Origin of the sequence: Shewanella glacialipiscicola, assembly GCF_023283485.1 — a bacterium.
Taxonomy (GTDB): domain Bacteria; phylum Pseudomonadota; class Gammaproteobacteria; order Enterobacterales; family Shewanellaceae; genus Shewanella; species Shewanella glacialipiscicola.
Window position 1 is genome coordinate 84,937 of record NZ_JAKILU010000011.1, and the last position, 15,476, is coordinate 100,412.

13 protein-coding genes and 1 pseudogene are annotated in these 15,476 nt (G+C 43.9%); 9 read left to right on the forward strand and 5 right to left on the reverse strand.

Translation table 11 applies throughout. The features are described from left to right. Window position 1 precedes the first annotated feature (1 nt). Window positions 2-1,144: a transglutaminase-like domain-containing protein gene (locus L2717_RS10475; RefSeq protein ID WP_220772634.1), complete on the reverse strand. Its 1,143-nt coding sequence runs from the start codon at window positions 1,142-1,144 to the stop codon at window positions 2-4. 264 nt (window positions 1,145-1,408) lie between these two features. Continuing rightward, window positions 1,409-2,689, reverse strand: a complete 1,281-nt coding sequence (locus tag L2717_RS10480; RefSeq protein ID WP_220772661.1) for an SLC5/6 family protein — start codon at window positions 2,687-2,689, stop codon at window positions 1,409-1,411. Window positions 2,690-2,945: 256 nt separating this feature from the next. On the opposite strand from L2717_RS10480, the gene L2717_RS10485 reads away from it, so the two are divergent. Genes L2717_RS10485 through L2717_RS10495 form a run of 3 tightly spaced genes read left to right on the forward strand, consistent with a single transcriptional unit; the run spans window position 2,946 to window position 5,339 of the window. After that, window positions 2,946-3,329: a RidA family protein gene (locus tag L2717_RS10485; protein ID WP_220772633.1), complete on the forward strand. Its 384-nt coding sequence runs from the start codon at window positions 2,946-2,948 to the stop codon at window positions 3,327-3,329. A gap of 25 nt (window positions 3,330-3,354) precedes the next feature. Next, window positions 3,355-4,629, forward strand: coding sequence for an L-cysteine desulfidase family protein (locus tag L2717_RS10490; RefSeq protein ID WP_220772632.1), 1,275 nt, complete (start codon window positions 3,355-3,357; stop codon window positions 4,627-4,629). 50 nt (window positions 4,630-4,679) lie between these two features. Continuing rightward, window positions 4,680-5,339, forward strand: coding sequence for a helix-turn-helix transcriptional regulator (locus L2717_RS10495; protein ID WP_107883425.1), 660 nt, complete (start codon window positions 4,680-4,682; stop codon window positions 5,337-5,339). A gap of 78 nt (window positions 5,340-5,417) precedes the next feature. On the opposite strand, the gene L2717_RS10500 is transcribed toward L2717_RS10495, so the two are convergent. Further along, window positions 5,418-6,332: a polyprenyl-phosphate transporter gene (locus L2717_RS10500; protein ID WP_220772631.1), complete on the reverse strand. Its 915-nt coding sequence runs from the start codon at window positions 6,330-6,332 to the stop codon at window positions 5,418-5,420. A gap of 219 nt (window positions 6,333-6,551) precedes the next feature. Between L2717_RS10500 and L2717_RS10505 the strand changes: the two genes are divergently transcribed. The 3 genes from L2717_RS10505 (at window position 6,552) to L2717_RS10515 (ending at window position 9,080) form a co-directional block, all read left to right on the forward strand. Then, window positions 6,552-7,052 carry a hotdog fold domain-containing protein gene (locus L2717_RS10505; protein WP_220772630.1) on the forward strand — a complete coding sequence of 167 codons (501 nt, stop codon included), beginning with the start codon at window positions 6,552-6,554 and terminating at the stop codon, window positions 7,050-7,052. Between the two features lie 311 nt (window positions 7,053-7,363). Further along, on the forward strand, window positions 7,364-8,575 hold the full coding sequence (locus L2717_RS10510) for a DUF418 domain-containing protein (protein WP_373316146.1): 1,212 nt from the start codon (window positions 7,364-7,366) through the stop codon (window positions 8,573-8,575). Between the two features lie 28 nt (window positions 8,576-8,603). Beyond that, complete coding sequence (locus tag L2717_RS10515) at window positions 8,604-9,080, forward strand: DUF1294 domain-containing protein (protein WP_220772628.1); 477 nt, start codon at window positions 8,604-8,606, stop codon at window positions 9,078-9,080. Window positions 9,081-9,224: 144 nt separating this feature from the next. Here L2717_RS10515 and L2717_RS18195 read toward each other — a convergent pair. Beyond that, window positions 9,225-9,460 (reverse strand): annotated as a pseudogene (locus tag L2717_RS18195) (TIGR00366 family protein); the annotation flags it as partial. A gap of 74 nt (window positions 9,461-9,534) precedes the next feature. On the opposite strand from L2717_RS18195, the gene bamJ reads away from it, so the two are divergent. Then, window positions 9,535-10,005 (forward strand): BamJ family beta-barrel-assembly machinery protein, encoded by a 471-nt coding sequence (bamJ, locus tag L2717_RS10525; RefSeq protein WP_220772627.1) that lies wholly within the window; start codon window positions 9,535-9,537, stop codon window positions 10,003-10,005. A 209-nt stretch (window positions 10,006-10,214) separates the two neighbouring features. Here the strand turns inward: bamJ and L2717_RS10530 are convergent, their stop codons facing one another. Continuing rightward, window positions 10,215-10,946, reverse strand: coding sequence for an ROK family protein (locus L2717_RS10530; protein WP_246611720.1), 732 nt, complete (start codon window positions 10,944-10,946; stop codon window positions 10,215-10,217). Window positions 10,947-11,378: 432 nt separating this feature from the next. Between L2717_RS10530 and L2717_RS10535 the strand changes: the two genes are divergently transcribed. Together L2717_RS10535 and L2717_RS10540 are read left to right on the forward strand one after the other, a co-directional pair. Then, window positions 11,379-13,166 carry an aminopeptidase P family protein gene (locus tag L2717_RS10535; protein WP_220772626.1) on the forward strand — a complete coding sequence of 596 codons (1,788 nt, stop codon included), beginning with the start codon at window positions 11,379-11,381 and terminating at the stop codon, window positions 13,164-13,166. A 584-nt stretch (window positions 13,167-13,750) separates the two neighbouring features. Continuing rightward, entirely contained in the window at window positions 13,751-15,319 is a 1,569-nt protein-coding gene (locus L2717_RS10540) for a methyl-accepting chemotaxis protein (RefSeq protein ID WP_220772625.1), read from the forward strand. Window positions 15,320-15,476: the final 157 nt, after the last annotated feature.

The window sequence follows — 15,476 nt, forward strand, 5'->3', positions numbered from 1 at the left end:
CTTAGCGTTGTTCGGTTGACTGGTAGTCATAGGCAAATACTTTAGGTTCATAATAATTCACAGGATCACCATCGACTTCGGCGTAGGGATAACCAAAGTTATTCAATGGTGTTTGCTCAGCTTCAGGGAATAAATCAAAGTCTCGGCCATAATTAAAACCAACCCAGTTCATTTCCCAATTGCCAAAGAGGTAATCATTTACCGCCTGAACAGCAGGATCGCTATGCTCTTTTTTCTCGGTTAAACGCATTTTGGTTACATCAGCAGGATCGGCAGGCAACCAACCATAACCCGCTAAATAAAACATAGCGCGACAATGTTGACCACCACTGACATCGGCAACGCCTTTGTCATCGGCACTGCCAAACGCCTTTTTAGAATATTGACCCATCTTGATCGCCTGACCTAAACGAATACCAAACATTTCGCGGGCAGGAATATCCACGGCGCGCATTAGCGCAACGAATACGGAGTTAATATCGGTACATTTACCACCTAATTTACCACTGGCTAAAATGCTGGCCACATCACCCGAACCACAACCAATCACACTATTATCGCGGAACATATTGGCGCTAACCCAAAGATAAATCAGCCGCGCTTGTTTTAATGGTTCTGTTTCGCTACCCACAATTTTATCTGCTGTTAGCTTCACAATACCGTTAATTGGCATATGTTTAGTGGGAAATAAATAGTACTCAACATCTGCAGGATAACTAATTTCTGTTGGCGTACGGTAGTGGGCCAAGGCGCCGCTTTTCACAGGTTCCCAATCTAACGTTTCAATATCTAGCTCAACCGTCATGGTCATACTCGATTTGGCATCTGGCCAAGTTGCAAACAGAGTTTTAGCACCGTAACGGTTGTTTGAAGTTATGTAGGCATCTTTAAAACTGCCAGTAAAACTCAGCTTACGCACCCATTGAAATTGCGTATCTTCAGGCAGCGGGATCCACAACTTAACCACGCCTTCAGAGCCTTCTGGAGCAACAAGATGGTAAGTGTTGATTAAGGTAAAACGACGACGTCCCTCCGCTGAACTATGCTCAACAACACTCGGTTGCGAGGAAGATGCCAGCACCGGTGTGATAAATCCCGCGGTCGACAAAATAGCCGCACTTTTTAAAAAATTGCGTCTTTGCATGATGACATTCCTTAACATTATTTAGCGCTAGAGAAAAAGGGATGACTGGAGTCATTGCGCGCCATTATAAGGGCTCTCACTGTCAGCACAATAACGCCGTTATCTCAGTCGTAAAAAACATACAAAAGTGCACATTAAGCCGACAACTTCTCATAACCTTTAAACAAAATAACCCATAAGAGTGTTAAATCTCACATACAAAAACAGGTGTTGATCAATTCAACACCTGTTTTTTTATAGTTAAATTTAACTTCGCGCTTGAGGTTAACTAAACGCTAAGAACGGGGATATACACAGTAATAAACCGGTAATGATAATAATGTATAAGGACGCGCCCTTGTACTTATGCAGCGCTGGCACTTGATATACTAAATAAGCAGGGATAAGGCATCCAACCAAACCAAAAATAGGACTACAAATTGAGGTGAAACTTAACACTGGGGCATTTAATACAATCGCACCCCAAGACAGTAAAATGGTGAAAATCATGATGCCGTAACCAACCAGCTTTTTGTTGATACGATCTTCAGGCATATAGCGGCGTAGCATGTTCATAGTCAAACCCTGGCAAGCTTCCCTAAAACCTAAATACACCCCAAAGTAAGCCGTCATTACTGCAAAAATATTTAAGGTCAGGCTGAGTAGTTTAAGCGTTTGTCCCTGCATACCTTGGGCGACCATAGCTAAGGCCGAGATATTTTCTTCTGATGCACGCACCGCTTGATCATGTCCCATCGCTAGCGTAAATGACACTGCATAAAAGAACACCACAACAAACAAGATACCAAAGGCAATGTTCATCGCCCGCATGGCTTTAAAACGGGCAACAGCTAAAGATTTTTCCCGCGAGCGGTATGAAATCACCATTGGACTTAAGCTTTGAATGAAGAGAATCGATGTTAGCGTGAAGGGCAACATAACGATGGCATCTTTTAACCAATCCCCTGTTGCTGGAATCGCGCCAATATTATTGATATCCCACTTATCCACCATTAATAACCCTAATACAGCGACCACGCCCAACTTAGTCAGCACCATAAAAGTAGATATTTTGAATAATAGATTTTCACCACGGGATGCTAAAGCGACTAAACCACAAATCAGCACTAAACCGTAGAAGGGATTACGCGACAATAATTCCTTTGTCACGCCAAAGCTTTGCAAGAATGAGGCGCTATCGTTAGTGATGGCTGTTGAATAAACAAACACCCAAATAACCAACATAGTGAAGTACAAGCCACCCAATAACATGCCCCAGTTTTTACCTAAGTAACCCGAAATCACACTCGGGTAATCTTTACATTCTGGTGATTCTGCTAAGGTGTTAATAAACAAACGCTGAAACATATACATAGCCGGGTAGCCAATTACGCCAGACAGTAAAAACACCCACAGGCCCATTAAACCGACCTGTACGGGCAAAAATACGATCCCCGCGCCAATTGCCATGCCGATACTCATAATAATCCAGCCCCAATCCGTACTATCGAAGCGGGTATCTATTTTCCATTGGGCAGCATTAGCCGCCGTCATTGTTGCATCCATCATTTCACCTTTACCTTGTTGCTATTATTTGTTGCAAATATATTTGAATGAAATGAACTCAGCAACCAATACGTTCAACTTTTATTAAACAAAGCGTTAACGCTCACAACTTGGCTAAAATTGGGATTAATAACGCACAAATTGCAGAGGCAAATCAAATCTATTAAAAAATAATTGCAATAAAACCTAAAAATACAAATAATGTTGCACATCAGCCGACCGCGGCATTCAATTTTATTTGCAAGCTGGAGAAACAATGAAAACGATTATTAACGCAGAACATGCTCCCGCAGCCATTGGCCCATACTCCCATGGCACAACTTATGGCAATCTGATTTTCACCTCAGGCCAGCTCCCTGTATGTAAGAAGAAGGGCAGCGTCGTTAACGGTGGGATCACAGAGCAATCGATTCAGTCGTTAGAAAACCTTAAATACGTGCTCGAAGCGGGTGGCGGCAGTTTAGAAACGGTCCTAAAAACCACTTGCTATCTTGCCGAAATCAGTGACTTTGCCGCGTTTAACGAAGTGTATAAAAGCTATTTTAAAACCGACTGCCCAGCACGTAGCTGTTTTGCGGTAAAGGACCTTCCACTGGGCGTTAAAGTAGAAGTCGAAGCGATAGCACACGTTAAAATGTAAGTATTAATATAAGGTTATAAAGCTCATGAAACCCCAATGGCAACAATATATTCAAATTATCAAACAAGTTGTTAAGCCCGCATTGGGCTGCACAGAGCCTATCGCTGCCGCTTACGCCGCCGCTGTGGCCCGCGCTTTACTCGGCGTTGAACCCGATTCAATTGCAGTACAAGTGTCTGACAATCTTTATAAAAATTCTATGGGTGTATTTGTACCTGGCACAGGCAAAATTGGTCTTGCAATTGCCGCCGCTGCGGGTGCCATTGCGGGTAACCCTGATGCCGGTCTAGAAGTGTTGGCGGTGATAACACCTGAACAAGTTGCAAAGGCACAAGCACTGATCGATACGGGTAAAGTGACCGTTGAACGTACACCAACGGCAGAGTTTATTTATTGCTGCGTGATTGCTAAAAAGGGCGATCGTGAAGCCCTAGTTAAAATTTGTGGCGGCCATACATTGATTGCCGAAAAACGCCTTAATGGCGAGTCGGTCTTCATTGTTGATAGTACAAAATCGACAGCCACGGGCTCAATTTGTGAAGGCGTGGATATTACTATCGAATCCATTTATCACTTTGCGGATGAAGTCCCCTTCGAGGAGATCAAATTTATCCTTGAGGCTTCTGAATTAAACGGCAAATTATCCGATGAAGGCATGGCTAATCCCTATGGTCTGGAAGTCGGCCGTACCATGAAAAGCGGTATCGCCGCAGGCATTATTGGTGAAGACTTACTCAATAAAATAGTTATGTTAACTGCGGCGGCGTCTGATGCACGCATGGGAGGTGCTAACTTACCCGCCATGAGTAATTTTGGCAGTGGTAACCAAGGCATTGCCGCAACCATTCCAGTGGTATTAACGGCGCAATGCTATAACGCTTCGGAAGAAAAACTCGCCCGAGCTTTGATTATGAGCCACCTTGGGGCAATTTATATCAAATCCCATTACCCACCATTATCGGCATTTTGTGGTAATACAGTCACCAGCGCCGCAGCCTCTATGGCGATGGTATATCTAGCCGGTGGCTCATTCGAGCAATCTTGTTTCGCAATTCAAAATGTTATTAGCGATAGCTCTGGCATGGTGTGTGATGGAGCAAAAGCCTCCTGCGCCATGAAGGTCAGCACTTCATCTAGTGCGGCCGTGCGCTCATTTTTAATGGCACTCAGTAGTCACAATGTCTCCGGCCAAGGTATTATCGCTACCGATGTAGAGAAAACCATTAAAAATATTGGTAAAATGATCCTCAATGGCATGTCATCCACAGATGTTACTATTATCGATATTATGTCGGCATAGTAATTTTGACTCGCTGCTCATTAGCGGGTTAACAACCCAAGGTTGAAACTTTGAAACTGCAAGATTTAACGCAAAGTGATCTGGATATTCTTAAATCCATCGAAAATATCGTCGATGGTATCGCAGCCATGTATGGCCAACACACTGAAGTGGTATTGCACAGCTTAGATGCTAAACATCCGTCGGTAGTTAAAATAGCCAATGGCCATGTGACAGGCAGAGAAGTGGGCGCACCAATCACTAACCTTGCCTTGCTTAAGCTCAAAACGGGTCAAGATATTTCTAATTCTTATCTCACTAAATGCACTAATGGAAAAACGCTAAGATCGATTACTACGGTGATCCGTAACCGTAAAAATCAACCAATAGCCTTACTGTGTATTAATAGCGATATGGATGCGCCGCTGCAATCAGTGCTACGCACTATGATGCCAGATAATTTACTAAATATTGAAGTCACCAGTTCACCCGAAACGTTTGCCCGTAATATTGATGAAGCATTGCACAGCACCATTGACAGTATCAATCATGAAGTGCGCTCCAATCCTTCGATTTCGACCTCACAAAAGAGCCGCGAAATCGTCAATCAACTACATGAGTTAGGTATTTTTGAACTCAAAGACAGCGCCCAAGTCGCGGCGACTCGATTAGGGATTTCAGTGCATTCAATTTACCGTTATCTACGGGAAATTAAAGCTAATCAGGCATAACCTCGATAACAATAAAAAAGCAGCGATTTATCGCTGCTTTTTTATTTGGTAAACCTATCACCTCGGAGTGGATAAGGTTCAGCTCCTATTACCCACTTTCTCTAAGCCCCAAACCAGTGCTATTGCCGCCAACATACACACGATGGCAAAAGCGAGTTGTGAAGGTTGGCCTGTAATGTGTTCAAAATTAAGTGGCGAAATATTTTGCTCTAATAAAGGCACTTGTTCGCCATGTGAATTTGTTCGCCAGGTTAAGGTTTCTTTCCACGGCCAAATTTTACCTAAGGTGCCTAACATTAAACCGGTTAAAAACACGATAGTCGCATCGTGATATTTCCGCAGTAGTGCCGACAATAAATGGCTAAAAGTCAATAATCCCGTCACTGCACCTACGGCGAAACAGGCCAAAATATCGAGCTGAAAATCTTTAGCCGCCGCGAGGACTACAGGATATAAGCCTAACAATAATAAGATAAAGCTGCCTGAGATCCCAGGTAATACCATAGCGCAAATGGCAATCGCGCCACCGAAGAAGATGTTGATATAACTGGCTTCTACCGCTACAGGATTTAGCACAGTAATCGCCCACGCCGCCAGCACACCTAAGGCAAATAAAGCTAAACGTGCCACCGTAAAACCACTCACTTGCTTGAGCATATGCACGACAGAGATGATGATCAAACCAAAAAAGAACGACCAAATTGGGATCGGGTGCGTTGCGAGCAACCAAGAAATCAACTTAGCAAAGGTAAAAATACTGGTCAGGATCCCCGCCAGCAGGCTCACTAAAAAGCCCCCATTAATATGGGTAAATGCCCCTTTTATGCCCTGCGACTTAATCACGCCCCATAGGGAAGGATTGATGCGTTTTACACTGTCGAGCAAAGTGTCGAGAATACCGGTAATAAACGCTATGGTGCCGCCTGAAACGCCAGGTACTACGTCGGCAGCGCCCATGGCCATTCCCTTAAAATACGTCAGCAAATATTTCACTGTGAGTCCTTGTTGTTAAATCAAAATACCCTTGCCGCTAAACGACAAATTGGCCGTAATTATACGGTGTTACACTAAAAACCGCGAAATGAAGTTTGTTTAAGCTGACTGGTATTTGTTGTTACCCTAATGTTACACTCATCCGACCAGAGCGGCCCAAGCTCAACTTGGAACAGGCTCAAGTTAACAATCCCCTTTGCATCACTATTAAGGATGACCATGAGCCAGACTGACTCAACTTGCACAGCCCAACAAAAACCGAATAAAGTGCTCGCGCTCTACTATAAAACTCGCCGTTATCCCTTCGGACAAAAACTATTTTCAATCATGGTTTCACGCATGGCGCCCTATTTTGGCACCATCAAACCACTGATCACTGAATTACGCCTTAATCATTGCGCCTGTTTAATTAAAAAACGCCATGCGGTACATAACCACATTAAAACGGTGCATGTGATTGCCATTTGTAATGGCTTAGAAATGGCCATGGGCGTGATGGCAGAAGCCTCTATTCCCACCCATTTACGTTGGATCCCTAAGGGCATGAGTTTGGATTATACCGCTAAGGCTGGTAGCGATATTTTATGCATCGCAGAAGTGACGCCAGAGCAATGGACTCCCGGCGATATGCTGGTCCCCGTTACCGCCTACGATACTCAAGGTGTGGTCGTAGTAAAGGGACATATCAAGTTGTGGATATCTGAAAAGCCGCAAAAATAGCATGACCCCATAGCGAAACGAGGCTGCCGCATTCAATAGGCTAAAGTGGCAGGCATTGGCCTAATACGAGCTTACAATAACAACAGATACATGACGTTAGCGTTAACTATCCTAAATGGTGGAACGAAAGATATTGGCAAGTCGTTAATCGTGCAATTATCCATTAGGTTTTACGCTGCCTATATTCCACTGTCTATATTCTACTATCTAGGTTTTCTATATTTCATTGAGGGCGAGTGCCTGCTAGGCTAGCCCTCTTAAATCAGCTCAAAAAGTCAAACATGCCTACTAGCGAAAGGAACTCAGCTAACGTGTCAGCCAACCAGCCTATTGACGAGTGGTCAACGCCCCCTTCAGGAGCCACACTACCAGCCAGCGCTACCATCATATCCACACAGCGCAATGCCAATATTGATGCTATTCGTGGCTTAGCTGTATTGGGGATATTTTTCATGAATATCTATTTTATGGGGATGACCTTTTATGGCTATGCCCCTCACGAAATACCGCTGTTATCTGATCAAGTTATCGAAGCATTTAATCTCTTGTTTATCAAAGTGCGCTTTATTAGTCTGTTTTCCATTTTGTTTGGTGTTGGGCTTTTTATTCAGTATCAACGTTTTAATGCCCAAGGGCTCAATGCGTATCCACGCTTACGTTCACGCCTAAAATGGCTGATGGCATTGGGTTTAATCCATGGCATTTTGATTTGGTCTGGCGATATCTTACTCACCTACGGGATCAGTGGATTTTTAGCGCTATGTTACAAAGATTTAAGTATTGATGCCCTTAAACGTAAGGCCAATATCTTTATTTTCGGCGCCTTAGTGATCATTACCCTCATCACTGTTAGCAGCGCAGATAAATCTTTTATCCGCGAATCAAGCCTATTTGCACAGCAATACAGTGCTTGGACCTCAAGCTATGCAGACCAACTCGTGTTGCAATTAATGCAGGTGGGTTACATGGCGTTAGTGATCCCTTTTACTTTAATGTGGTTAACCGCAGGCTTGATGTTGCTCGGTATGGCGTTATATCAACAAGGAACTTTTGAGCAGGGATTTAGCAAAACTACGCTCATACAATTAGTGATAGCCAGTGTAACGCTATCACTAATTGCGATACTTTTAGGCTTAACACAACGTCCAATTTTAGTCGCGCTTTCAGATACCTTAGCCATGTTAAGTGCGATCCCAATGGCGCAAATTTATATCCATATTATCGTTAAAGTTTGTGAAAATAGCCCTAAGATACTGACCTTATTACAAAATGTAGGTAAACTCGCCTTTAGCCTCTATATTCTGCAATCCATCGTTGGCGTGTTAGTGTTTAGACACCTCGCCCCCGAATTACTCTTACAGTTAGATAGATGGCAATATATGGTCATGGCAATTGTTTATTCAATCGTGCAACTGCTATTAGCCAGCCTTTACTTACGCTATTTCAAGCAAGGGCCACTGGAAAAGCTTTGGCGCTACCTCGCGTTTAAAAAGTATGCGATACCAGTAAAAAATCACATTTAGAGCCACGATACGAGATTGATACCAAACCATGACGAATAGAAAAACAGCTAAAACGAGCAACAACGCCTCATCTCAAACAAAGCGTACTCAAAAGAGTCGACAACAAAGCAGTCGCACTCAAAAGCCCAACGCAACCGCTTCAAGCTCAAGCATTATGCCATTGTTGTTAGTGGTTATTTTTCTAGCTGGGTTAATTGGTGCAGCGCAGCAGCATATGTTGCCCATTGGCATTGTGGGTATTTACCTCACGCTTAGTTTGCTCAGTTTTATCGCCTACGCCATCGATAAATCTGCCGCCAAGCGGGGTAAGTGGCGCACTAAAGAGAGCACCTTGCATCTACTTGCCCTTATGGGCGGCTGGCCCGGCGCCCTGTTTGCCCAAAACGTGTTAAGGCACAAGTCAGTTAAGGCTTCATTTAGAAACGTTTTCTGGCTCACCGTTATCGCCAATTTAGCCATACTGGCTTATGGCATCCAAACTGGCGCTATAGATATGTTTATTTAAACCTAACTATCCGCGTGAGGTTAGCCGACTATAGTTAAGTTTACCTGTGACTAAAACCGAATAAAAAGGGCAATCTAAGATTACCCTTTTTATTCATTTAGCTATGGAAAATAATGTAGCTTAGCCGCTTAGTTATCTTTAAAACTAGCTCAAGGCGATACTGATAATCACACCAGTGATTATCAGCTGCATCAAACAGCTACATCAAATAAAAAACTATAATATCCCGCGCTTTTAAGCCCGCAATTGCCTGCACTGGCAATGCCCAAAAAAAGGTTGAATAAGGTTAGTCTACGCATCGCCCCAAGCAACGGCCATAACAACCCAAGCAACATCGACGCCTAACGCCTAGTGGGTAACATAATCGGTGCGTACACAGCCCGCGTACGCAGTGATAGCATCTACAGCTAAAAAACTGATAACATGGCCGAAAATAATTTAAGGTGCTCTTTGTATGAAAATATTACTCGCCATTGTGGTGATAGCTGGGGTGATTTTTTACTTCTTTACCTCGATGAACGGCCAAAAAGCCGCCCAAGAAAATATCCGTTTGGGAAATGAGTTTTTAACCCAAAACAAAGCGAAAGAAGGCGTCATTACCACGACTTCAGGTTTGCAATATGAAGTGCTAACCCAGGGCGATGGCACTATTCATCCCAAAGCTAGCGATACTGTGACCGTGCATTATCATGGCACTTTACTAGACGGAAGCGTGTTTGACAGTTCAGTTGATCGCGGCGAGCCTATCGCATTTCCGCTTAATCGAGTGATTAAAGGCTGGACCGAGGGCGTACAACTGATGGTCGTTGGCGATAAAGTGCGTTTCTTTATTCCAAGTGAACTCGCCTACGGTAACAGCAGCGCAGGCAAGATTAGCGGTGGTTCAATGTTAATTTTTGATGTAGAACTACTTAAGATTAATTAAATCTATCTTTAATAAGCTCGTCTCAAGGCATTAGTCTGTATTCACAGCATTTGCCTAAGCGTTTAATAAAGATAAAAAGCCTTGCATTTTCGCAGGGCTTTTTTGATCAAATCGTATTAATAAGTTAGACGATTATGGACACGCTATTGCGCCAATATCACCCCATAAGGCCACAACGGCCGCAAGGGAAACTAGCAACAATAGCGTTGTTATGAGCGAGGGTAATCACTTGCGAGCATCACAGCTAACCCGCGGCAAACTAAGGTTTCCATATCCTCGACGCGATTAACCTGCATCCCGACCAAAGGAGTGCTCAGTGCCATCTGCTTTAAACTATCAAGGCAGCCTTGATAGTACGGTACGTTACTCATCATCCTACCCGCTAACCATACTCGATTCGGATTCAATAAGTTAACCGCCCAAGCAAGCCCCATTCCTAGATAACTCCCGGCCCGATACAGTTCATCCTCCGTGGCAATATGACGACTTCGCACTGAATCGCCACTGGCCAACTGCTCTAAACTAAACTCACCTGATTCTGTCATCACGCGGCAATGACCTAATTCACCAGCCACACCCGTTGCGCCAGTAAAGACTTGCCCATTAAAGGCAATCGACATGCCAATTCCGGTGCCGCACATCACCAACAACTCACAAGCATATTTTGTATCGCAAGTGGCCTGCATACCCGCGTCGATATCGTTGCAGATAAACTCAAGTGTGCCTTGGGTTTTCACCGTATCCAAGCTCAATCCATTGAGTCCAGGTACTGATTTACACGACACCAAACGATTATTTTGTACCAGTCCAGGCACAGCAATCGCGAGTTGGTAATCTTGTAAATCGTAATCACGCTCTAATGCGGCAATCTGGTTATTTAACTCTTCAATCTTAAAGCCTTCACCGGTAGGAATTTTATATTGTTCTGTATGTTCCGCCAGTTAAAGTTTAAACAGGGCCTTAGTCCCGCCTACATCTATGGTTAATACTTGCATCGCCAGCTCCACTGATACATGTCCCCCGCTCTGACCCCGAGCGAAGGTACAAAATATTAGCATGTTGGCAAAGTACTCGCGATAAAATAAATATTAAGCTGCTAATTTATAATGGGAAAATCATTAAATTAGCTATAGATGATATTTCATATAATTGACTTTTTACCATGCTCAAACTGACTCCATTTATTCAGGCGTAAAAACCACGGTTAAAGTCCATTCTCAGCACACACTCACAATTGTATATAAAATCCTTTATTCACTTCCCTTGCATCTAGAGCGTTAGCCTTGCGATAATCTAAGCGGGTTAAAACTCAAATTAATATAAAACCTTTGCCTACCGACTCGCACTGCGTGCCGGTCTCACTTGGAGCCTATATGTCACATTCTATCGCTAGCCGCCTCGGCGCTATTCGCAGCGAATTAACCACAGCCAATCTCGATGCATTTATTATTCCGCGCGCCGACGAATATCTGGGCGAATATGTACCTGAGCATAACGAGCGTTTGTATTGGGCGACCCACTTTACGGGCTCAGCAGGGATGGCGATCGTATTAAAAGATAAGGCGGCTATTTTTACTGATGGCCGCTATACCGTGCAAGTTCGCCTACAAGTTGATGCAGCACTTTTCAGCTACGAGAGCCTTACCGACACACCACAAATTGAGTGGTTATGTGATGCACTGCCAGCGGGTTCTCGCGTGGGATTTGATGCAAGATTGCATACTTTAGCTTGGTTCGAAAACGCCAAAGCCATCTTAGACAAAGCGCAAATTGAATTAGTGTCTGTTGCGCAAAACCCGATTGATTTACATTGGCAACATCGCCCCGCGCCATCAAGCGCACCCATCACTTTATTCAGTAACGAGAGTGCCGGTAAAACCAGCCTACAAAAACGTACCGAAATTGGTGCATTAGTGAAAAAAGCCGGTGCCGATGTGGCTTTAATTGCCGCTTTAGATTCTTTCTGTTGGCTGTTAAATATTCGCGGCAACGATATACCACGCCTGCCTGTAGTGCTCGGTTGTGCCCTATTGTACGCCAATGGTGATATGGTGCTTTATACCGACTTAGCAAAATTACCTAAAGGTATTGAGGCCCATGTCGGTAAAGGCGTGAGCTTTAAAGCCGAGGCCACACTCGCCGATACACTTGCCAGCTTGCAGGGTGTAAAACTGTTAGCCGATCCTCATTCTGCTAACGCTTGGGCACAAAATATTGCCCGTGAAGCCGGTGCTAAATTAATTGCAGGCATCGACCCTGTTGCATTACCCAAAGCGCAGAAAAACAGTGCAGAACTTGCCGGAATACGCGCCTGCCATATCCGTGATGGCGTCGCGGTGACGCGCTTTCTTGCATGGTTAGATGCCGAAGTTGCTTCAAATCATCTGCATAATGAAGCCACACTTGCGGATAAATTAGAAAGTTTTCGCCTGCTGGATGAACATTATCGCGAGCCGAGTTTTGATACCATTTCTGCTGCTGGCGCTAATGCCGCCATGTGCCATTACAATCACAACAATGGCACGCCCGCCATGATGGCGATGAATAGCCTTTATTTAGTGGATTCTGGCGCGCAATATATTGACGGTACTACCGATGTAACCCGTACGATCGCCATTGGTAATGTTACCGATGAACATAAAAAAATGGTGACCTTAGTACTAAAAGGTCATATTGCGCTTGACCAAGCCCGCTTTCCTAAAGGCACTTCAGGCCAGCAACTAGATGCGTTCGCGCGCCAACATCTATGGCAATATGGTTTTGATTACGACCACGGCACTGGCCATGGCGTAGGCCATTTTCTCAGTGTGCACGAAGGCCCGCAGCGCATAGGTAAAAATGTCAACGGTATTGCACTGCTGCCCGGTATGGTGCTTTCTAACGAGCCAGGTTATTACCGTGCAGACAATTTTGGTATTCGCTTAGAAAACTTAGTGGTAGTGCAACACTGCGAGGCACTTAAAGGCGCTGAGCGTGAAATGTATGAATTTGATGCGCTGACAATGATCCCTATGGATAAGCGTCTTATCGATAAGCATATGTTAACGCAAGGGGAAATCAGTTGGTTCAATGCCTACCATCAGCAAGTGTACGATACCTTAGCCCCATTGATGTCGGGTGATGAATTAGCCTGGCTAACCCAAGCGACTCGGGCGATTTAAGTATAAAAGAAGCAAACAGGAGTATTAAAGCATTGCTGCTTTATCATAGCTCCCGTACACAGAACCGCTCAAGCCAGTATATTTGAGCGGTTTTTACTGCAACATAATGTATTTTATATTTTTGAAGATCTTGGGCGGAGCACCTTAATTAATAAACGAAATATCGCCATATCATGCTGTGCAATAAACAACCTATTGCTCACACTCTGACTTTTGTGCCATCCAAACTACTTAGCTGTGCATCTCAATTAACAATATCGATTCCACTATTTTATGCAGGATTTATATGGCGTGATAAATCACTCAACACGATTAACCCTATAATAAAAAAGGAAATAGTAACCTAACAGCATAAACACTTGTTTTAATGTTGTTATTTTGAGGTGAAAAAACCATATTTTGCAATAGCTTATAAATACAACAATCGACTGATTATCACTAAACTTAAGTAAATACTTATCTCCTATACCCATACAAAAATGATAGCCTTGTCACATAACAAGCTAGCACCAATGAGTGCTAGCACAGATTAATACCCCACTTATACCCTAAATCATCGTATCGGCCAGGAATGGACACACTAAATGAGCCCGAGTAACCCTAATTTCAATAAGCCTATAAACATGAATCGTGTAGATCAAGAAGTTCGGTTACACCCAAATGATGAACTCATTTCAACCACAGACACTCGCGGTACTATCACTTACGTTAATACCCGTTTTGCCGAAGTGTCTGGCTATAGCGCCCAAGAATTAATTGGTAGTGCCCACAATATTGTGCGCCATCCCGATATGCCCAGCGAAGCCTTCAAAGAGATGTGGGAAAAATTAAAATCGGGCCAGTCTTGGCGCGGGATTGTTAAAAACCGCTGTAAGAATGGTGGATTTTACTGGGTTGATGCTTTCGTCTCGCCCTTATTTGAAAACGGCACCATAGTGGGTTATCAATCGGTTCGTATTCATCCACAGGCTAACTACATCAGTAAAGCTAATGAAATTTATCAGAAGCTTAAGCAAAATAAATCCATCCCTAAGCCTTTGAGCCTAATGCAAAAACGCATTATTTCAGCCGTGGTGGTTTCAATAGGTTTACTGCTTGCTGGCTATTTTTGGGGGTGGGGAGTGATTATTGCGGGGGCGGTTCTAATGAGCATCAACTTGGCCATATTCTATGATGAAGCATTTTTGATCCCCGCCAAATTAATTGAAATGCAAACTAAATACGATTCGATTAGTCGCTACATTTATTCTGGCGCTGATACCTCATCGATTCTCGATTTTCAGTTAATTATGCTGCAAGCAAAAATGAATGGCGTGCTTGGGCGTACTCAAGATCAAGCCAATCAACTGCACGGTATCGCCGACCAATTAGTTGTTGCGACAGGGCAAACTTATGTCAGTTTAGATCAAGAGAAAAATCAATTAGAACAGCTTGCAAGCGCTATGGAAGAAATGAGTTCAACCATTGCTGAAGTGGCCCAAAATACCCAATTGACCTCGAGCAGCATCAATACTGCCCATGAGCTTTGTCTTAAAAGCAGCGCCCACATGCAAGCCAACACTCAAAAAGTAGAACAATTGGCGAAATCTGTTGCCGACGCCGCCACGAATGCCCAGCAATTGAATAAAGAAGCCGAGCAAGTCGCTAATGCGATGGGAGAGATTGACTCGATTGCCGAGCAAACTAACCTACTCGCACTCAATGCTGCGATTGAAGCTGCAAGGGCGGGCGAGCAAGGTCGCGGATTTGCCGTGGTGGCCGATGAGGTTCGCGCCCTGTCGAGCAGAACTCAACTGTCAACCAACAGCATTTCTAAAAGTGTCGATAAAATGTTTACCATGCTTAACGCTTGGGCAAAAGAAATGGAGCAAAGCCGCCAACACGCTGAGCGTTGCGCGAGCGACATTCAACTGTCGGCCGAGAATGTGAATACCATTTATCAAGAAGTCAGTGACATGCATAACTTTGCCCAACAAAATGCCGTTGCCGCCGCTCAACAACGGCAAGTGGTTAATGAGATCGCCAGCAATATCCATTCTATCGCCCATGTCAGTCATGAAAACCTAGCTGCAACCCATCTGATTGGTGATGCTGCTAACTTACTAAAACATAATGCTGAAAAAGCCCTCAGCCTGAGACGCACTTTCGGCTAAATATACCTATTTGAGACACTGTGATATCGCAGCTTAGACTGCGGTATTTTTTGTCAGCTCTTTATCCCTAATGCCTTATCACTAATTTGCACGAAATTAGCCTCAGCGCGGCAGAATAGTGACTCAACCTTTTATCCCTTCTGGGTTAAATCATTCA